General features: G+C 61.8%; 22 protein-coding genes. 21 read left to right on the forward strand and 1 reads right to left on the reverse strand.

Annotated elements, in window-relative coordinates:
• The first annotated feature begins 141 nt into the window (after positions 1 to 141).
• Positions 142 to 591, forward strand: a complete 450-nt coding sequence (locus CV770_RS10520; RefSeq protein WP_104462267.1) for a hypothetical protein — start codon at positions 142 to 144, stop codon at positions 589 to 591.
• Between the two features lie 572 nt (positions 592 to 1163).
• Positions 1164 to 1484 carry a DUF736 domain-containing protein gene (locus CV770_RS10535; protein WP_104462269.1) on the forward strand — a complete coding sequence of 107 codons (321 nt, stop codon included), beginning with the start codon at positions 1164 to 1166 and terminating at the stop codon, positions 1482 to 1484.
• 103 nt (positions 1485 to 1587) lie between these two features.
• Here the strand turns inward: CV770_RS10535 and CV770_RS10540 are convergent, their stop codons facing one another.
• Positions 1588 to 1836 (reverse strand): helix-turn-helix domain-containing protein, encoded by a 249-nt coding sequence (locus tag CV770_RS10540; protein WP_104462270.1) that lies wholly within the window; start codon positions 1834 to 1836, stop codon positions 1588 to 1590.
• Positions 1837 to 1982: 146 nt separating this feature from the next.
• On the opposite strand from CV770_RS10540, the gene CV770_RS10545 reads away from it, so the two are divergent.
• The 19 genes from CV770_RS10545 to trbL all read left to right on the forward strand — a co-directional run bounded on the left by CV770_RS10545 (position 1983) and on the right by trbL (position 19267).
• Positions 1983 to 2255, forward strand: a complete 273-nt coding sequence (locus CV770_RS10545) for a DUF2285 domain-containing protein (RefSeq protein WP_104462271.1) — start codon at positions 1983 to 1985, stop codon at positions 2253 to 2255.
• A 164-nt stretch (positions 2256 to 2419) separates the two neighbouring features.
• The gene (locus tag CV770_RS10550; protein WP_104462272.1) at positions 2420 to 2614 is read left to right on the forward strand and encodes a transcriptional regulator domain-containing protein; all 195 of its coding nucleotides are present in this window, start codon (positions 2420 to 2422) and stop codon (positions 2612 to 2614) included.
• A gap of 136 nt (positions 2615 to 2750) precedes the next feature.
• A complete protein-coding gene (locus CV770_RS10555; RefSeq protein WP_349627972.1) occupies positions 2751 to 3191 on the forward strand; it encodes a DUF2285 domain-containing protein in 441 nt (146 codons plus the stop codon).
• 134 nt (positions 3192 to 3325) lie between these two features.
• On the forward strand, positions 3326 to 3607 hold the full coding sequence (locus CV770_RS10560) for a helix-turn-helix transcriptional regulator (protein WP_007594540.1): 282 nt from the start codon (positions 3326 to 3328) through the stop codon (positions 3605 to 3607).
• A gap of 22 nt (positions 3608 to 3629) precedes the next feature.
• Entirely contained in the window at positions 3630 to 4511 is an 882-nt protein-coding gene (locus tag CV770_RS10565; RefSeq protein WP_104462274.1) for a replication initiator protein A, read from the forward strand.
• A 289-nt stretch (positions 4512 to 4800) separates the two neighbouring features.
• Positions 4801 to 5265, forward strand: coding sequence for a DUF2840 domain-containing protein (locus CV770_RS10570; RefSeq protein ID WP_104462275.1), 465 nt, complete (start codon positions 4801 to 4803; stop codon positions 5263 to 5265).
• Positions 5262 to 5774, forward strand: a complete 513-nt coding sequence (locus tag CV770_RS10575; RefSeq protein WP_104462276.1) for a S26 family signal peptidase — start codon at positions 5262 to 5264, stop codon at positions 5772 to 5774. The genes CV770_RS10570 and CV770_RS10575 overlap by 4 nt, the downstream gene beginning before the upstream one ends.
• Positions 5771 to 6670 (forward strand): lytic transglycosylase domain-containing protein, encoded by a 900-nt coding sequence (locus CV770_RS10580; protein WP_245453719.1) that lies wholly within the window; start codon positions 5771 to 5773, stop codon positions 6668 to 6670. Before CV770_RS10575 ends, CV770_RS10580 begins: the two co-directional genes overlap by 4 nt.
• A gap of 418 nt (positions 6671 to 7088) precedes the next feature.
• Entirely contained in the window at positions 7089 to 8852 is a 1764-nt protein-coding gene (locus CV770_RS10585; RefSeq protein WP_104462277.1) for a relaxase/mobilization nuclease domain-containing protein, read from the forward strand.
• Between the two features lie 34 nt (positions 8853 to 8886).
• Positions 8887 to 10875 carry a conjugal transfer protein TraG gene (locus CV770_RS10590; protein WP_104462278.1) on the forward strand — a complete coding sequence of 663 codons (1989 nt, stop codon included), beginning with the start codon at positions 8887 to 8889 and terminating at the stop codon, positions 10873 to 10875.
• Positions 10876 to 10881: 6 nt separating this feature from the next.
• On the forward strand, positions 10882 to 11307 hold the full coding sequence (locus CV770_RS10595; RefSeq protein ID WP_104462279.1) for a ribbon-helix-helix domain-containing protein: 426 nt from the start codon (positions 10882 to 10884) through the stop codon (positions 11305 to 11307).
• Between the two features lie 132 nt (positions 11308 to 11439).
• Positions 11440 to 12768, forward strand: a complete 1329-nt coding sequence (locus CV770_RS10600; protein ID WP_104462280.1) for an MFS transporter — start codon at positions 11440 to 11442, stop codon at positions 12766 to 12768.
• Between the two features lie 231 nt (positions 12769 to 12999).
• Entirely contained in the window at positions 13000 to 13914 is a 915-nt protein-coding gene (trbB, locus tag CV770_RS10605) for a P-type conjugative transfer ATPase TrbB (protein WP_201759789.1), read from the forward strand.
• 1 nt (position 13915) lies between these two features.
• The gene (locus CV770_RS10610) at positions 13916 to 14239 is read left to right on the forward strand and encodes a TrbC/VirB2 family type IV secretion system protein (RefSeq protein WP_104462282.1); all 324 of its coding nucleotides are present in this window, start codon (positions 13916 to 13918) and stop codon (positions 14237 to 14239) included.
• The gene (locus CV770_RS10615) at positions 14239 to 14502 is read left to right on the forward strand and encodes a VirB3 family type IV secretion system protein (RefSeq protein ID WP_104462283.1); all 264 of its coding nucleotides are present in this window, start codon (positions 14239 to 14241) and stop codon (positions 14500 to 14502) included. Before CV770_RS10610 ends, CV770_RS10615 begins: the two co-directional genes overlap by 1 nt.
• Positions 14503 to 14512: 10 nt before the next feature.
• Positions 14513 to 16954: a conjugal transfer protein TrbE gene (gene trbE / locus CV770_RS10620; protein ID WP_104462284.1), complete on the forward strand. Its 2442-nt coding sequence runs from the start codon at positions 14513 to 14515 to the stop codon at positions 16952 to 16954.
• Positions 16951 to 17679: a P-type conjugative transfer protein TrbJ gene (gene trbJ, locus CV770_RS10625; RefSeq protein ID WP_104462285.1), complete on the forward strand. Its 729-nt coding sequence runs from the start codon at positions 16951 to 16953 to the stop codon at positions 17677 to 17679. The genes trbE and trbJ overlap by 4 nt, the downstream gene beginning before the upstream one ends.
• On the forward strand, positions 17679 to 18044 hold the full coding sequence (trbK-alt, locus tag CV770_RS10630; protein ID WP_104462286.1) for a putative entry exclusion protein TrbK-alt: 366 nt from the start codon (positions 17679 to 17681) through the stop codon (positions 18042 to 18044). The genes trbJ and trbK-alt overlap by 1 nt, the downstream gene beginning before the upstream one ends.
• A complete protein-coding gene (gene trbL / locus CV770_RS10635) occupies positions 18041 to 19267 on the forward strand; it encodes a P-type conjugative transfer protein TrbL (protein WP_104462287.1) in 1227 nt (408 codons plus the stop codon). Before trbK-alt ends, trbL begins: the two co-directional genes overlap by 4 nt.
• The last annotated feature ends 66 nt before the right edge of the window (positions 19268 to 19333 follow it).

Here is a 19333-nt window from a genome sequence, read left to right on the forward strand (position 1 = left end):
GCGCCGTCTTCTCGACCTGAAGTCTTCGAGGCGAAATTGCTCACGCCGCAACTCCGCCTCGTTTCGGTCTCATATCCAGAGTTGCGCCGTGGTGGTGGTGGAAGGCGCAACTGGTACATCTATGCACATGGAGCCACCACTATGCTCGCACTTGGGCTCGTCCTCAACTCACTCGGCATCGGCTTGTTCTGCTGGGCGATCTTCGCGCTCGCTCTGTACGCGCTGCCATTCTTCGTCGCCCTGAGTATCGGGATGGCGGCGTTTCAGAGCGGTGCCGGCCTCATCGGCGCGCTGATTATCGCAATGGCCTGCGGTGCGCTGACGCTCGTCCTCGGTCAGGTTGCCGTCGCTATTACCCGGTCCTTGGCTTTGCGGATCGCGATCGCTACGGCATTCGCTGTTCCCGCCGCCGTCGCCGGCTATCACATGGTGTTCGCCCTGTCCCAGATCCTGGTGCCTTCGCTGGCTTGGCGTGAGGTCTTCGCTTGCCTGGGCGCGGTTTGCATTGGCGTTACGTCACGGACGCGCTTGATGGTTTTGGCGGAGACCCGCCCATTGGCGCCGGGCGGGGTGGTTGAGAACCCGTCCTAAGCAGTTCTTACGGCCGCATTGGCCGAGCGATGACCGTTCCCGCCTTCATCGAACAGGTGCGTAGATCGGCGCGGCGAACGGGAGATTATCGAAACCTGAGCGCGGAAGAGGTAGTCCTCCTCGGGACTCCTCGATCAAGCTGCCGGCATTCGGTCCGGCCCACCCAGCCGCGGCAGAGCGATGTTACCTCGATCGGTTCTTGGCGAGACGATGCCGCCTTTTGCAGGAGATTGTTTCTCTTTCCGCGCTGAATCGTTCCGGCCTCTTGTTCGTCGAAAACGAGATAGCCACTCTTCTCCAGAGATTGTGGTTCAGCACGCGGACGCACGTGGCCTCGTTGATGGCTTGATCTGGCCGAAGACCGGCTTCGCCTCGATCGTCTGAGCCGCAACGCCGTTGATGCGACTTTCTTCCCCTGGGCTTCGCCCATTCCTCGCGAGACAAGAAAGTCGCCACAACGACGTCCTCCGCTGCGCTCCGGCCCGAGCGGGTGCGTCGCCGATCGTCCTCGGCCCTAGATCGCCATCGAGGCCGCGGTGGTCGCGGGCTCGAAACACAACAGGAGAAGAGACATGGCTAACATCGGTTCTTTCAAGAAGGTCGGTAACGAATTCCAGGGCGAGATCGTGACCCTGAGCCTGAAGGCCAAGGGCGTCCGCATCGTCGCCGAGATCAACCGATCCAACGACAACGCTCCCAGCCACCGCATCTATGTGGGTCGCGCGGAGATCGGCGCGGCCTGGTCGAAGCGCTCCGAAGAGGGCCGCGACTACCTCTCGCTCAAGCTTGATGACCCCTCGTTCAACGCGCCGATCTACGCGAACCTATTCGACGACGAAGGCGGTGAAGGCTACACCCTGCTCTGGTCGCGGCCGCGCAAGACCGGCGAGTAAGAGCGCCCCACCAAGCCCCGTCCGGTCCGCCGGGCGGGGCTTCTCATCCTTCCAGGCATCAGTGAGCGCGAACCGGCCGCCGGATCGAGCGGCTCGACATCAATCACTCGGCTTGCCCCCGAGTCTTTTTCTTGGCGCTTGCGGGCGGGCGAGTGAGCAGGTCGGCGGCCTCGACACCCAGGCTGCGCGCGAGCCGATCGACAACGTCGATACCCGCCGCATAAACGCTTCGCTCGAGTGCGCTGATGTAGGTGCGGTCAATTTCAGCACGATGAGCCAATTCCTCCTGTGACAAACCACGGGCCTGCCGGAGCTTCCGCAAATTGATTGCAAGTATCTCGCGTATATCCATACGCGAGAGGGCATGTCCTTGAAGAGTATTTCACCACGGAGTATTCTCGACAAAACGCCCTCCGGACGGCTCCCGCGACAGCTTTAACGCTTCTGCTCCTTCCGGCCCGCGTGTTAGAAATTGTCTAATCTAAGGCGTGGAGTCTTATGAGGAAGCCGCCGCTCGACCCAGACGTCGCCGATGCTGCACCTGCAGATCAAATTCTCACTGCCTACGATGAGCGGCACGTGGTGACCTACATGCGCCTTCTGCAGGCCGAAAGCGACGGGGCTGACTGGACGGAAGTCGCTCGAATCGTGCTGCATATCGATCCGGTGCTGGAGCCGGACCGCGCGCGGAGCGCATATCAGAGTCATCTTGCCCGCGCCAAATGGGTGACCGAGCAGGGGCGCCTCTTGCGCGGCACCGGTTCGAAATAGAAAAAATCACCGGCTCGCGACTTGCAGGCAGAACGATTTTCTTCTGCCAACCGGTGGTCATTCCGGTGCACCACGTGGTGCCAAACTAGGGTCTTCCTACAACCGCTTCGTTCATACCTATTGCGCCGCAATCGTTGTTAGCAGCGTGCAATGGGGCGGAAGCAATGCCTGAATTCGACTGGCGGTCGCCGGATTCCTACAAGAGCCTACAAGACGCGGAAGTCACCGACATCGCCTGGGAATGTCTCCGCCGCAACGCCGACTATCGGCGTGAGTACGAGGTGATGATTGCCGACAGTCCGAACGGCGAAGTGACTGACGAATTCAGGAGGAAATGGGGCATCTGCTTTCGCCCATGACCCGCAGAGGTCGTTCGACGAACAGACGATCTTTTGGGCGCCTGAGGTTCTAGCGGCGGTCGTTCCGATCAAGGTTGCCTCGACGGCCGACCTCGTGTCGGCGTCTCAGCCACTGCTTGACCTTGCAGTTGGCCAGGTGCGCCGCGCCGTCGACGGCTGGCATGCCGTGCTGCGCATCGGTGCGGTAGATCACCGTGTTTGGTCCAAAGAGCCGCCGGTGCTCGGCGCGTCATATGCAGCCGAACTGCCGTTTGATGGCGATTTCGGCGCACGTGCGTATGCAGCCCGCCGGCTGTGGCGCGCGATGAATGGACTCGCGCCGGGGCCTGCATTTCATCAATTATCTAAACAGCGGCGCGAACGCCTGAGCGCAGCGATCCGTGCGCTCGACGCCCATGGCGCCGGCGGCAGTTATCGCGTTATCGCCGAAGCGCTGTTCGGCAAAAAGCGTATCCCCGATCGCGCCTGGAAGACGCATGATCTGCGCAATCGAACGGTCCGCCTGGTGCAAGGCGGCATCGCGTTGATGCGTGGGGGCTACCGCAAACTTCTGCGGCCCGGGCGCAGGGACGAATAGCCCTTCCGCTTGGGGGGTATCGAAAACGGCGCCCTCCATATTCGGCATCCCCCTCCGAGATCTTGCTTCTCCATGATGACCGCACACACGCTGGCCTAGCCAGGCGTAGTGCGATGTCCTCCTGGAGTCCTCAAATGCCCGATCCGATGGCCGGCCTACCACCGCGCTTCCTGCGTACGCCTGAGGCCGCGCGCTATCTTGGCCTGTCCGGTCGCACACTCGAAAAGCATCGGACATATGGCACAGGGCCGACGTATCGGAAGATCGGCGGACGTGTTGTCTACGCCGTCGATGACCTGAAAGCGTGGGCCGACCTCGGCGCCAAGACGTCGACGTCCGACCCCGGGAAGGGGACCGTGCTGCCGGCTAAAAAGCACCCGGTTCTGCGCCCGTATGCAGGCCAAGAACGTCGCTGATCACCGCGAAAGGAGAGTGATCATGCGGCGCAGATACCATTCCGAGCGCGATCAGCTTGAACTCTTTAGGGCGCTGACCGGCGATCTCGCGCCCCGCGATGCGCAGGATCTGATGGCGTATCCGTTCTTCTCCCTCGCAAAGACCAAGCGGATCGTGCCGATCGATTTTCGTGCCGGTGCGATCGCAATTCGTGTCGAAGCCGTGCCGGAACATGGCATGGCGACAATTTGGGATGCGGATGTTCTGATCTGGGCTGCGTCCCAGATCGTCGAAGCCCGTGACGCAGGCTTGAAGACCTCGCGCCTGATGGCTGCGACGCCTTACGAGATTTTGACGTTCGTCGGCCGCGGCACCAGCGCGCGCGACTACGACCGGCTGAAGGCTGGTCTCGACAGACTTCAGTCAACGACCGTGCTGACGTCGATCCGTCAGCCGGCAGAACGGCGACGGCATCGCTTCTCCTGGATCAACGAATGGAAGGAGACGGCCGATGCAAACGGTCGGCCATTTGGGATCGAGTTGATCCTGCCGGATTGGTTCTACGCCGGCGTCATTGATGACGCGCTCGTGCTGACGATCGATCGCGCTTATTTCGAGCTCACGGGCGGGCTTGAGCGGTGGCTTTATCGCCTCGTGCGCAAGCATGGCGGCCGGCAGGACGGCGGCTGGAGTTTTGATCTTGTGCACCTCCATGCCAAGTCCGGCATCATCTCACCGCTCAAGCACTTTGCTTACGACGTCCGCCAGATCGTCCAGCGCCAGACATTGCCCGGCTATCAGCTCGTGCTCACGCAAGACCGGAACGGCGGCGAGCGACTGAACTTCACCCCTCAGCCTGTTGATCCCTTAACGGCACGCTTGCGCCGCCGCGGTCTCATTCCAAATTCGGAGGACAACCTGTGAATCAGCTCGTGCTATCGGGGACCGCAACCCTCGTGCTATCGGGGACCGGACCCTCGTGCTATCGGGGACCGGAATCGAGCTTAAGAGCTTGTTTCTCCGCGCTTTCCAGCTGCTCTAACTTTACTAACCAGAAATCCTTCGGATTTCATCTAACGGACCAGGCCGCAACTTGCATGACGTGTGACCGGCAACGCCGGGCCGCCGCTCATGCTGACCTTCACAGACCGCACACGCACTTCACCGCCCCCAAAGTGCACGGCTCCCAGTTTGAGCTTCAGGGAGCGGCGGCATGAGCGACCTTACCGAAGTGGAAGTGTTGTGGCTCGAGAAGCGTATTGAGAACCGCATTCGGTTCGGTCGCATTGTCAACGAACGGAAGCTTGATCGCCATCGGCGTGTCCTGTCATTCACGCCCGGCAGCATCTTTGCTTTCGTCCGATGGACCTCGAACGACTTTGGGACAATCATTTCGCGGATCGATATCTTGCGCGCAGTCGCTCCGGGACAGCGCTGCTCGACCGTACCGTATGTGACACCCGGCGGTGAGATTCTGCTGCGCCTGTCAGGTTGGCCGAAGGTCGAGCGCGTGCTGCAAATGACCGACGCCGTTGAGGCACTCGGCATCGATCCAGCTGATGTCGCGCCTGATCATTGGCATCACGTTCATAACCGCCTGTCCGTCAACGAAAACCCGCGCCCCTACACGAAAGCCCGCCACCAAGCATGGCTTCACCGCCAAAAGGTGATGCGATGACGGGCCGCCTAATGATGCTGGCCGTGACGATTGGGGTCGCTGCTGCGCTCATCGCGACGATCGTCCTGGAGCCGCTTCCGCTTTACATCTGGAACGCATCCGCGAGCGTGCCGATTGGTCTCTACCGCCTCCGATCGGCGGACCAATACCAAGTCACTGAATTGGTCGCCGTGCAGCCGCCGGAGCCGCTCGCGACCTTCCTCGATTTGAACGGCTATTTGCCCATCGGCGTCCCCATGCTGAAGCGCGTGCTTGCCCTTCCGGGGCAGAGTGTTTGCAGAACCGGCCTCACGATCTCGGTCGACGACGTCGCGGTGGGTGAGGCGAAGGATCACGACAGACGGGGCAGGCCGCTGCCGAAATGGCAGGGCTGCCGCGTCGTCGGAGACGGCGAGCTGTTTCTGATGAACTGGCAGTCGGACGACTCTCTTGATGGCCGGTATTTTGGATTTCTTCCGGCATCAAGCGTGATCGGTCGTGCGATGCCGCTGTGGAAGTCGGAGGAGTGATCGTGCGTGTTCGACGTGTTCTCTTCGCCATTCCCTTGCTCGATCGTTTGCGCGATCATTCCTCCGTCTCGATCAATGTCCGCAAAGCCGGCGCGCGCAGCGGCACTCCAAGACGGCCGAAGGGCTGGCGCGGGCAAGCTTTACCCTGGACGGGGATGAGCACGGCGGCATGCTTGGGTCGGCCGGGCACGGGTGTTTGGGTTCTCGCTTCGCTGCTGCTCTTCTGCCCTGTTCCGCAGGGAGCCGCCATCGCCGAGAGCGGAGCCTCCGCTGTTCGAGCGGTCACTCAAACGAGCAACCCATTTGCAGGTGTCGTCGATGAAGCCGCGAAGCGCTTTTCAATTCCGGTGAACTGGATCGTTTCAGTCCTCAGCATCGAAAGTGCTGGTGACGTGCACGCCAGATCGCCAAAAGGTGCAATGGGCCTGATGCAGATGATGCCGGCGACCTGGGCGGAACTTCGCGAGCGCTACAATCTCGGGAACGACCCCTACGACCCGCACGACAATATTCTGGCCGGCACGGCCTACTTGCGCGAACTGCTCGACAGGTATGGCTCGCCTGGGGTGTTTGCCGCGTACAACGCGGGACCATCTCGCTATGAAGAGCATCTCGCAGGCGGCTCTCTGCCAGACGAGACGCGAGCCTATGTGACAAAGCTTGCAAATCTGCTTGCCATCGAACTGCCGCCGAAGTGGACGTTTGGCGGACAGTCATCGGCAGTTGCGACGCTATTCGTCAGGCGATCCGATTTCATGAAAGCGCGCAATCGGTTGCTGGCGCTCATGCCATCGAGTGGTGTCACGACTGCAATTTCGGCGCCCGATGTTTCGCACATGGTTCCCCGGCCAATTGGCGTGTTCGTCCCTCGATCGGATTCGGGAGTATCACAATGACCAGGTGTGCGGGTTCGCAAGCCGTGGCGTGCTTCACCGTGCAAGTGGCACGTGCCGATGGCATACGGGCGATGCCTTCGGCCCGCGCTCTACTCGTCGCTTCGCTCCTCACCGAGCCACCCTGCGGGTGTCTCGGCCCTTCGGGTAACGATCGCTATCGCAAGCGCCCGGAAGCAGTGGGGGCTTCGCGAGTTGGCTGCCAGGTCGCGGCGGCTCTTTCGGGAACCGGCGACCAGGAGACCACGACGGCAGGACGGCGAGATAAAAGGGCCTCGCCGGTCGAAACCCAAGCCATTGGCATGGCTTGGGTTCTGGCGTGCCGGTCGGTCGGGGCGCGTGCCGCGCCTTGCATTTTGAACAATGCAATCAAAGGCATTTTCGGCACCGTGCGCGCTTTTGATCGTTGGGAACCCCTGCTGTGAGCGTGGGCGACAGCGACCTCCGTGTTCGGCCTGGGCGCATCCGCAGCACTCGCGCGCCGAAGCAAAAGAGCTTCATCAATCAGGTACTGCGGGCCGCAAAGAAAGCCGGACATACCTCGGGTCAGGCTGCGGTTGGCAGGCGTTCTGCCGGTTACGGACGCTCGGCGTTTGGCCGGGGCCGGCTTGCCTTTAGACGCGCCAGATTGTTCAGCCCAACGCGCCGCGTTGTGGTGAAGGCACGCGTGGTTCGTCATAAGGGGCGAGCCTTCCGTTCAGCGCCACTGACTGCCCACCTCTCATATCTGAAACGTGACGGCGTGAGCCGGAGTGGTGAGCGTGCCGAGATGTTCGATGCTGGCAGCGACCGTGCCGATGGCGCGGCTTTCGCGGAACGGTGTAAGGACGATAGGCATCATTTTAGGTTCATCGTCTCGCCGGAGGATGCCGGCGACATGACCGACCTGAAGGCCTTCACCCGCGACCTCGCCAAGCAAATGGAGACCGATCTCGGCACGCGGCTCGATTGGGTGGCTGTCGATCATTGGAACACGGACAATCCTCACGTTCATTTTCTCGTTCGGGGAGTAGACGAGGAGGGGGCGGATCTCGTGATCTCCCGCGACTACATCAGCCAGGGCCTGCGCTCACGCGCCGAGGAATTGGTTGCCATCGAACTGGGTCCAAAACCGGACCACGAGATCCGCAATTCGCTGGAGAGGGAAGTCACGGCAGAACGATGGACGCGGCTTGATCGCGAAATCCGGCTGGCGGCCGATGAGACCGGCTGTATCGATCTTCGCCCCGAGAACCCGGGCAGCTTCGATCCCGAGATCAGGCGCCTGATGGTCGGTCGCCTTCAGCACCTGGAGAAGATGGGTCTTGCCGCATCCGCCGCATCGGGGGAATGGATGGTAGGGCTCGAGGCCGAGCGCAGCCTGCGCGATCTCGGCATGCGCGGCGACATCGTCAAGACCATGCACCGCGCCTTCACCGAGCGTGGGGAAGCGCGCGGCGTTGCCGACTACGTCATAGAGGGTGGACAACCGACGTCCGAGATCATCGGACGGCTGGTCGACCGGGGATTGCATGACGAACTGACTGGCGTGGCCTACGCCCTGATCGACGGAACGGACGGACGTGCTCACCATGTGCGCTTCCGAGGGCTCGAGGCCTTCGAACAGGCGCCACCGGTCGGCGGCATCGTCGAGGTGCGACGCTTCGGTCAAGCCGGCGATCCGCGGCCGACCATGGTGCTCGCAACCCGTTCCGATCTCGATCTTGGTAGCCAGATCACGGCACGAGGGGCAACCTGGCTCGACCATCGGCTGGTTGAACGTGACCCCATGCCGCTTGCCATGGGTGGATTCGGTCGCGAGACCCGCGACGCCATGGAGGCCCGTACCGAGCATCTAGTCCAGGAGGGCCTGGCGCGGCGGCAGGGCCAGCGCATCATCCTGCAGCGCGACCTCCTGAACACGTTGCGCCGGCGCGAGCTGGACGAGGTGGCAGCAAAGGTCTCGGCCGACACAGGCCTGCCTCACGTGAACGCCGCCGCTGGGGAGCATGTGGCGGGCACTTATCGCCAGCGGCTGACGCTCACCTCGGGACGCTTCGCCATGATCGACAACGGGCTCGGCTTCCAGCTCGTGCCCTGGTCGAGCGAACTCGAGAAGAGACTCGGCCAGCACGTCACCGGTGTCGTGAAGCACGGCGGTGGCATCGAATGGGGCTTCGGTCGGAAGCGCGACCTCGGCCTCTAGCAATCTCCAATGCAGTTACGGAAGGGCGTTCGCGATGTCCGGAACCAAGATTCTCTGGGGCCAAGTGATCGTTGTCGGCCTGATCGTTTTGCTCGCGATCTGGGGAGCAACCGAGTGGACGGCTTGGCGGCTCGCCTGGCAACCGGAGCTTGGGCGGCCCTGGTTTGAAATATTGGGTTTCAAGATCTATTACCCGCCCGTCTTCTTCTGGTGGTGGTTCGTCTTTGATGCCTATGCCCCGGAGGTCTTTGTCGAGGGGGCCTTCATTGCGGCGTCGGGGACCTTCGTTTCGATCGCGGTGGCGATCGGCATGTCGGTCTGGCGTGCGCGCGAGGCCAAGAATGTCGCGACCTATGGCTCGGCCCGCTGGGCAGATGTTGAAGAGGTTCGAGCGGCCGGACTTCTCGGTCCTGATGGTGTGGTGCTGGGCAAGCTTGAGCGCGACTACCTCCGCCATGACGGGCCGGAACACGTGTTGTGTTTTGCACCCACCCGCTCGGGAAAGGGTGTCGGCCTTGTCGTCCCCTCCCTGCTGGCTTGGCCCGGCTCAGCCGTCGTTCACGACATCAAGGGTGAGAATTGGCAATTGACCGCCGGCTTCCGTTCGCGGCATGGCCGCGTCCTGTTGTTCGATCCCACCAACTCGAAGTCGTCGGCCTACAATCCGCTGCTCGAGGTCCGGCGCGGGGAATGGGAGGTTCGGGACGTCCAGAACGTGGCCGACGTCCTGGTCGACCCCGAGGGCTCGCTCGACAAGCGGAACCACTGGGAGAAGACCAGTCATTCGCTCTTGGTCGGCGCCATACTCCACGTTCTCTATGCCGAGGCGGACAAGACCTTGGCCGGCGTCGCCGCCTTCCTGTCCGATCCGAAACAGCCGATCGAAACCACGCTGAAGGCCATGATGACCACGCCGCACCTTGGCGAGCAGGGCGCTCATCCTGTGGTCGCGTCGACCGCGCGCGAACTCCTCAATAAGTCTGACAACGAACGCTCCGGCGTCCTGTCCACCGCGATGTCATTCCTCGGGCTTTACCGCGATCCCGTGGTGGCCCAGGTGACCCGCCGCTGCGATTGGCGGATCGCCGATCTGATCGCCGATAGCTGCCCTGCTACGCTCTATCTCGTCGTGCCGCCCTCCGATATCTCACGAACCAAGCCGTTGATCCGCCTGGTCCTGAACCAGATCGGCCGGCGCCTGACCGAGGACTTGCACGCCCGGGATCGCCGGCATCGCGTTCTAATGATGCTCGACGAGTTCCCGGCGCTCGGACGGCTTGATTTCTTCGAGTCTGCGCTCGCCTTCATGGCGGGCTACGGCATCAAGAGTTTCTTGATCGCGCAATCGCTCAATCAGATCGAGAAGGCCTACGGGCCCAACAACGCCATCCTCGACAACTGTCACGTCAGGGTCAGCTTCGCGACCAACGACGAGCGGACCGCCAAGCGGGTGTCCGATGCGCTGGGCACGGCGACGGAGATGCGGGCGATGAAAAACTATGCCGGTCACAGGTTGAACCCTTGGCTGGGGCACCTGATGGTCTCGCGCCAGGAGACGGCGAGGCCGTTGCTGACCCCCGGCGAGGTCATGCAGCTTCCGCCGATGGAGGAGATCGTCATGGTGGCGGGCACGCCGCCGATCCGGGCGAAGAAGGTCCGCTACTACGAGGACCGGCGATTCATCGAGCGGGTTTTGCCGCCGCCTGATCCGGCGACGGCCGGCCGATCGTCGCGAACGGACGGATGGTCAGCGCTCGGACCCTTGAAGCCGACGACAGGTCCAACTGACCAAGCCGCGGAGGCAGAGGAGGACACGGCGAACAGCGGACTCCGCCGTGAGCCCGAACTCCCGGATCACGTCGCGATTGCTAAGGAGACGACCGAGCCGACCCCGTCGGAGGAATTTGCCGCCGTCCTTGACGATGACGAGGATGCTGTCCGTCAGTCCCGGCTCATACGCCAGCAGATGCGAGGTGTCGCCCGTCAGGCCGCCCTGGACCCGAATGACGGGATGGAGCTCTGAGCCGATATGCGCGACCGGATGAATGTCTATTTCCCGCCAGAGCTTCTGAAGCAGATCTCGGAGCTTGCCGATCGCAAGAAGCTTTCCCGGTCCGCGATCGTGGAAGCGGCTGTCGCTTCGTTTTTGTCACCGGACGGAGCGGACAGGCGGGAAGCAGCGTTTACCCGTCGCCTCGATCGGCTGTCGCGTCAGATGCAGAGGCTGGAGCGCGACGTTGGTTTGACGGCGGAGACCTTGGCCCTTTTCATTCGTTTCTGGCTGACGATCACGCCGCCGCTACCAAACGACGCGCAGGCTGCCGCGCAGGCAAAAGGTCGGGAGCGCTTTGAAGGATTTGTCGAGGCGCTTGGGCGCCGTTTGCAGAAGGGGCAAAGCTTTCTCCGCGAGATACCAGAAGATATCCGCCGCCAGGAACCGGCCGAAGAAACCTGATTGAACCCTGAAGAAAGACCAATTCGCCGGCCCTTCTTTTTCTACGCCAGCCTACGACTGCAGCGATTTAGCCGAACTGACAAAAGCTGGACGCGCTATCGGCGCGAGCGAGCTGAGAGCAAAGGGGCCAGCATGCAAATCTCAATAGCATGGCGTCGAATCGCGCGCGTTTTTCTCCCTTTTGCAGCTGGGTACTATCTCTCTTATCTGTTTCGAACGATCAACGCTCTGATCGCCAGCCATCTCAGCTCGGATACCGGGGTTGGGGCTGCCGATCTCGGGTTGTTTACGTCAGTCTATTTTCTTGTTTTCGCAGCGGCTCAGATCCCCGTTGGTATTCTATTGGACCGCTTTGGTCCGCGTCGCGTGCAGAGCGTTTTGCTGTTGCTCGCAGCAGTCGGCGCCGGACTATTCGCGGCATCGACCGGCTTCCTATCCCTTTTGATCGCGCGCGCATTGATCGGGCTTGGTGTCGCGGCGTCGCTCACGGCAGGACTGAAATCCATCATCCTTTGGTTCCCGAGGGAGCGAGTTGCCTTGCTCAATGGCTACATGATCATGTTGGGATCCCTTGGTGCAGTGACCGCCACGGCTCCCGTCGAATACCTGCTCGCCTGGATGGGCTGGCGGCAGCTCTTCGAGATCCTGGCGGCTGCCACCGGTGCGACGGCCATTCTCATCTATCTCGTGGTGCCTGAACGAAGCGTGGCCCCATCAACAGCGGCCACTACCCTGAGCTCCGTCTTCAGCGATCGGCGCTTTTGGCGAATGGCCCCGTTGTCGGCGACTTGCGTTGGATCGTCCTGGTCCCTGCAGGGATTGTGGGCGTCGCCGTGGCTGACAGACGTCGAGGGGCTTGATCGTGCAAGTGTCGTCAGACAGCTGTTCATAATGTCGATCATGCTTAGCGGCGGTGCCTGGTTGTTCGGCATGACGGTCCATCACATCAAACGAAGGGGAATCGGCGCGGAGACGATACTAACGATCGTTGCAGTCTTGTTTATCGCAGCCGAGCTGGCCTTGATCCTGCGAGCGCCTCTGCCGTCCATTTTGCCTTGGTCCGTTGTCGCAATTGCCGGAACGACGACCGTGGTCAGTTTTGCGGTAATAGCGGATTATTTTCCGCCAGAGCTTGCTGGTCGTGCCAATGGCGCCTTGAACGTCCTGCACTTTGGCTGGGCCTTCTTGGCGCAATCCGCAACAGGCCTGATCCTGGAGCAATGGCCTGCGAATGATGGCCATAGGTCCGTCCAAGCCTATCAAGTGGCGTTCGGTCTCAATGTAGCACTGCAGATCGCGACGTTGGTGTGGTTCGCGTTGCCTTGGCGCCAATCCGTTGCTCCATGGATAAGTTCAATTCCCTTCTTCATGCCAGCAAGTGATTCCGACGCTGTCGAAGCCGTCGGCGTGTATGAGAACTCGGTCATACTGGTACCCGCGGATGACGATGCGGAGTGGTGAGCGGTAGATCGCCGAGCACCATACGATTGAGTAGGCCTCAAACATCAGTTCTCGGTCTTTCTTTTTCTACGCCAGTCTACGATCACTGAAGCCGCTTGTTGCGCCAAGTCCATCGGTGCCTTTTCTAATCATCCCCATATGAGGACGTTCGTTGGACGTCTTCATTTTCGGTGGGGGCGAACGGTGGCAATCCATTCCATTCAATCGGAAGCGAGTTCGCGCGGCGCGCGAATGCTGCGCAGCGCGCTTGGCTCTGCGATTGCCGGCTACCTCGAAGACGAAGCGATCATCGAGGTGATGCTCAATCCGGATGGGCGGTTGTGGATCGACCGGTTGTCGAATGGCCTGATCGACACAGGCGAAACACTGTCGGCGGCGGACGGCGAGCGCATTGTTCGTCTGGTCGCGCACCACGTAGGTGCGGAGGTGCATGCCGGCTCGCCGCGGGTCTCTGCCGAATTGCCTGGGACCGGCGAGCGCTTCGAAGGTCTGTTGCCTCCGGTCGTCGCGGCACCGACCTTTGCGATCCGCAAGCCCGCTGTCGCCGTGTTTACGCTCGACGACTACGTCGGCAGGGGGATCATGACCTCGGAGCGGGCCAAGATCCTGCAGAACGCGGTCGCCGCACGGAAGAACATTCTGGTCGCCGGCGGGACATCGACCGGTAAGACAACATTGACGAATGCGCTCCTCGCCGAGGTGGCAAAGAGTTCCGATCGGGTCGTGCTGATCGAAGATACGCGCGAGCTTCAGTGCAAGGCGCCAAATCTTGTAGCTTTGCGGACCAAAGATGGCGTGGCCACGCTTTCCGACCTGGTTCGCTCATCGCTGCGATTGCGTCCGGATCGCATTCCGGTTGGCGAGGTTCGCGGTGCCGAAGCGCTCGACCTGCTTAAGGCCTGGGGCACCGGTCACCCCGGTGGCATCGGGACGATCCATGCGGGCAGCGCGATCGGCGCGCTGCGGCGGCTCGAGCAACTCATCCAGGAAGCCGTCATCACGGTTCCGCGCGCCCTGATCGCGGAGACCATCAACCTCGTTGCTGTGCTTGCGGGCCGCGGCGGTGACCGTCGCCTCGCTGAACTCGCCATCGTCACCGGGCTCGGGGCCGCCGGTGACTACAACCTTTCATCAGCAGGAGACTGACATGCGTCAGCAATTTCGCTTTCTTCGAGGTGCATCGTTGGCCGCCTTCGGCGCGGAGCTTGTGGCAGCCCCGCCGGCATGGGCGGCTGGCTCGAACATGCCATGGGAGCAGCCGCTCAATCAGATCTTGCAGTCGGTGGAGGGGCCGGTCGCCAAAATCATTGCCGTCATCATCATCGTTGTAACTGGGCTGACCCTCGCGTTCGGAGATTCGTCGGGCGGCTTCCGCCGGCTGATCCAGATCGTGTTCGGGCTGTCGATCGCGTTTGCCGCCTCGAGCTTCTTCCTGTCGTTCTTCTCCTTCGGCGGCGGCGTGGTGATCTGATGGATGAACCGGTCACAGGCTTTGTCGTGCCCGTTCACCGCGCGCTCACTGAGCCAATCCTGATGGGCGGCGCGCCGCGGTCGGTTGCGATCGTCAACGGCACGCTCGCGGCAGCCCTGGGGTTCGGACTTCGGCTCTGGATTGCGGGGCTTGTCCTCTGGTTCATCGGCCACATGGCCGCTGTCGGGGCCGCCAAGCGCGATCCCGCCTTTGTCGACGTGGTGCGCCGACATCTGCGCATTCCCGCACATCTCAACACCTGAGCCCTCTGTCATGATGAATCTTACCGAATATCGTCATTCCAACGCGCGTCTCGCCGACTTTCTGCCCTGGGCAGCTCTCGTCGACGAGGGAATCATCCTGAACAAGGACGGTTCGTTCCAGCGGACAGCAAAGTTCCGGGGACCTGACCTCGATAGCGCAGTGTCGGCCGAACTCGTCGGTGTCGCCGGTCGTTTGAACAACGCAATGCGTCGCCTTGGATCCGGCTGGGCCGTATTCGTCGAGGCGCAGCGTCATTTTGCGGGGACCTACCCGCCTAGCTCCTTTCCGGATGTCGCGTCTGCGCTGGTTGACGCGGAACGCAGGGCTCAGTTCGAGGAGGCGGGTGTCCATTATGAGTCCAGCTACTTCCTGACCTTCCTCTACCTGCCTCCAGAGGAAGGGGCCGCCAGGGCAGAGCAACTGCTCTACGAGGGGCGCGATCGGACCGTTGGAGCGGACGCGCGCGAGGTCCTCCGCGGGTTTATCGACCAGACCAATCGTGTGCTTCAGCTCGTTGAAGGGTTCATGCCGGAATGCACTTGGCTCGACGATCAGGACACGCTGACCTACCTGCACTCGACGATCTCGACGAAGCGTCACCGCGTTCGCGTGCCCGAAATTCCGATGTACATCGATGCGCTGTTGGCAGATCAGCCGCTGACCGGCGGGCTAGAGCCGATGTTGGGCTCAGCAAATATTCGGGTGCTGACGATTGTCGGCTTTCCGGGCGCGACGACCCCGGGAATTCTGGATGATCTGAATCGCCTGCCATTCTCTTATCGTTGGTCGACCCGGGCGATCATGCTCGACAAGACCGATGCCACCAAGCTGCTGACCAAGATTCGGCGGCAGTGGTTTGCCAAGCGAAAATCCATTGGCGCCATTCTCAAGGAGGTCATGACGAACGAGGCGTCGACGCTGCTCGATACCGACGCCCACAACAAGGCGCTTGATGCCGACGCGGCGTTGCAGGAACTGGGGTCGGACCAGATTGGACAAGCTTTTGTCACGGCGACCATTACCGTCTGGGACCGCGATCCCAATGCTGCCGATGAAAAGCTGAGGCTGGTCGAGAAGGTCATTCAGGGCCGCGATTTCACCTGCATGATCGAGACGGTGAACGCCGTCGAAGCCTGGCTCGGCAGTCTGCCGGGGCACGTCTACGCCAACGTGCGGCAGCCGCCGATCTCAACTCTCAACCTCGCCCATATGATCCCGATGTCGGCCGTTTGGGCCGGTGAGGCGAGGGACCTCCACTTTAAGGGGCCGCCGCTTCTGTTCGGCAAGACCGAGGGATCAACGCCGTTCCGATTCTCGCTCCACGTCGGTGACGTCGGCCATACCCTTGTGGTGGGGCCGACAGGCGCTGGCAAGTCAGTGCTGCTCGCGCTGATGGCGCTACAGTTCAGGCGCTATCCGAACTCTCAGGTCTTTGCGTTTGACTTCGGTGGTTCGATCCGGGCGGCCGCCCTTGCCATGGGCGGTGACTGGCATGATCTCGGTGGCGCATTGTCCGACGGAGGTGAACAACCCGTCGCTCTGCAGCCGCTGGCCTGGATCGATGATCCTTCCGAACGCGGATGGGCCACGGGATGGATCTGCGCAATCCTTGCTCGGGAAAAGGTCGAGATCACCCCGGAGGTCAAGGATCATCTGTGGTCGGCGCTGACATCTCTCGCTTCGGCGCCGAGGGAGGAACGGACCCTCACGGGCTTAGCCGTCCTGCTTCAATCGAACTCCCTGAAGCGCGCCCTGCAACCATACTGCCTGGGCGGACCTTCCGGGCGGTTGCTCGATGCTGAATTCGAGCGTCTCGGCGAGGCGTCGGTCCAGGCCTTTGAGACCGAAGGCTTGATCGGAACGAGTGCTGCGCCGGCCGTGCTGGCGTACCTCTTCCATCGTATTGGTGATCATCTCGATGGCCGGCCCACACTCCTGATTGTCGATGAAGGTTGGCTTGCCCTTGATGACGAGGATTTTGCAGGGCAGCTCCGGGAATGGCTGAAGACGCTTCGGAAGAAGAACGCGTCCGTCATCTTCGCCACCCAGTCGCTTTCGGACATTGATGGCTCTGCGATAGCGCCGACTATCATCGAAAGCTGCCCAACGCGCTTGTTGCTGCCGAACGAACGGGCGATCGAACCGCAGATCACTGCCATCTACCGCCGCTTCGGCCTCAATGACCGCCAGATCGAGCTACTGAGCCGGGCAACGCCAAAGCGCGACTATTATTGCCAGTCTCGTCGCGGCAATCGGATGTTCGAGCTTGGCCTTGGTGAGGTTGCGCTCGCATTCACCGCAGCTTCTTCCAAAACAGACCAGGCTGCCATCACGCACCTCATCGCCGAGCATGGACCCGACGGCTTCGTGCCGGCCTGGCTCCAGCACCGTGACGTCGCCTGGGCGCTCGACCTGATCCCCAATCTCGTCAATCTGGAGAAATCCCTATGAGGCGTCTTGGCCTATTGGCGACCGCTGGCGCGGTCGCGCTGATGCTTGGCGTTACGCTGCCCGCACGAGCGCTGATCGTCTTCGATCCCACCAACTATGTCCAGAATGTCCTGACGGCTGCGCGGGAGCTCCAGCAGATTAATAATCAGATCACCTCGTTGCAGAACGAGGCACAGATGCTGATCAATCAGGCCAGGAATCTGGCAAACCTGCCGTATTCGTCGCTGCAGCAACTGCAATCATCGATCCAGCGTACCCAGCAATTACTGGCCCAGGCCCAGCGCATTGCCTACGACGTGCAGCAGATCGATCATGCCTTCTCGACGAGCTATGCTCCGGCGACCAGCAGCCAGTCGAACCAGTTGCTGATCTCCAACGCTCAATCGCGATGGCAAAATTCCTATGCCGCGACGCAAGACGCGCTTCGTGTCCAGGCCGGCATCGTTGGCAACCTCGACACCAATCGCATCCAGACGTCTGCCCTCGTAACCTCGAGCCAGAGTGCCAGTGGCGCCTTGCAGGCAACTCAGGCCGGCAACCAGATCCTCGCGCTTCAAGCGCAACAACTTGCCGATCTCACAGCGGCCGCGGCGGCGCAGGGCAGGGCGCAGAGCCTCGAAGCGGCTCAGCGCGCTTCGGCTCAGGATCAGGGGCGAGAGCAGCTCAGACGCTTCCTGACGCCAGGACAGGGCTATCAATTCTCCAACGTGCAGATGTTCCACTGATGACCGAAGTAAGGGCATTCAAGGGGTTGTTGCTGCTTACGACAATCGGCCTAGTGGCCGTCGCGGCCTGCACGATTCAGCTGCGTGGCCGCGACGAGTCTGGGTCGGCGCCGAAGGCGGAGCAGAGGACCGATGCAGCCAACGTTGACCTCGTACGTTGTCGCGGCGTCACTCCGGAGGAGACGGCAGGCTATCGCCACTGCCAGCAGATTTGGGCGGAAAACCGGCGCCGCTTCCTTGGCAGGAAAGACGGCGTCGTAGCTGGCCACGATGACCCGATCAGCTCGATATCCGCCCAAAAGGATCAAAGCCGGATTCCGCAAGGATATCCAAACCTGCCGACACCCGAGGCGAACAAGCCATGACTGGTACTGGGATCATTGACCAGTTCCTGGAAACGTTCACGCGTTATATCGACAATGGCTTCGGGCTGCTGGGTAGCGATGTCGGATATCTCGCAACGACCCTTGCTGCGATCGACATCACGCTCGCCGCGTTATTCTGGAGTTGGGGAACCGACGAGGACATCATCGCGCGCCTAGTCAAGAAGACACTCTTCGTGGGAGTCTTCGCCTACCTCATCGGTAACTGGAACAGTCTGGCGCGCATCGTCTTCGAGAGCTTCGCCGGTCTTGGGCTGAAAGCATCGGGCGCGAGCCTCTCCGCATCCGATTTCCTGAGACCTGGAAAGATCGCCCAAGTCGGGCTCGACGCCGGCCGTCCGCTGCTCGACTCGATCTCGAACCTGATGGGCTACATCAGTTTCTTCGAGAACTTCGTGCAGATCGTCGTTCTCCTGTTCGCATGGGTCGTGGTGTTGCTCGCCTTCTTCATTCTGGCGATCCAGCTCTTTGTCACCCTGATCGAGTTTAAGCTCACGACGCTAGCCGGCTTCGTGCTCATTCCGTTTGGTCTGTTTGGCAAGACTGCCTTTGCGGCGGAGCGGGTCTTGGGAAACGTCGTATCCTCAGGGATCAAGGTTCTGGTCCTTGCCATCATCGTCGGCATCGGCTCGACCCTGTTCTCGCAATTCACTGCTGGCTTTGGCGGCGCTCAGCCAACCATTGAAGACGCAATGACGCTGGTGCTCGCGGCGCTCTCCTTGCTGGGCCTCGGTATCTTCGGTCCGGGTATCGCAAACGGCCTGGTGTCAGGCGGACCCCAACTCGGCGCCGGTGCCGCGATTGGAACAGGCCTTGCTGCCGGCGGCATTGTTGCGGCGGGCGCAGGTGTTGCCGCCGGCGGTGTTGGTCTCGCTGGCGGCGCGGTTGCAGGCGCGGCGCGCGGTGGCGGCGCCCTCGTGAGCGGAGCATCAGCCGCCTATCGAAGCGGTGGCCTTGCCGGCGTCGCGGAGGCTGGCACTTCAGCTGCCATGAGTCCCCTGCGTCGTGCGGCGGCTGCCTTCGGGGGTAGGCAAGCGGGCGAGCAGGCCGCGAGCACCTCGGCTGAAGGGCAGCCTGATTGGGCGCGCCGCATGAAGCGTGCCGAGACTATTCGGCACGGTGCGTCGGCAGCGGGCCACGCGGTCCGCTCGGGCGATCACGGTGGCAGCGGCTCTTCCGTCGATTTGTCTGAAGGAGAGCGCTGACACGCAGCATTGTACCTTCGCCGCTCACTGCACGAGCGTCTCAAATGCAGACACCGCTCGACTCGA

This window comes from Bradyrhizobium sp. AC87j1, assembly GCF_002936975.1.
GTDB lineage: Bacteria > Pseudomonadota > Alphaproteobacteria > Rhizobiales > Xanthobacteraceae > Bradyrhizobium > Bradyrhizobium shewense.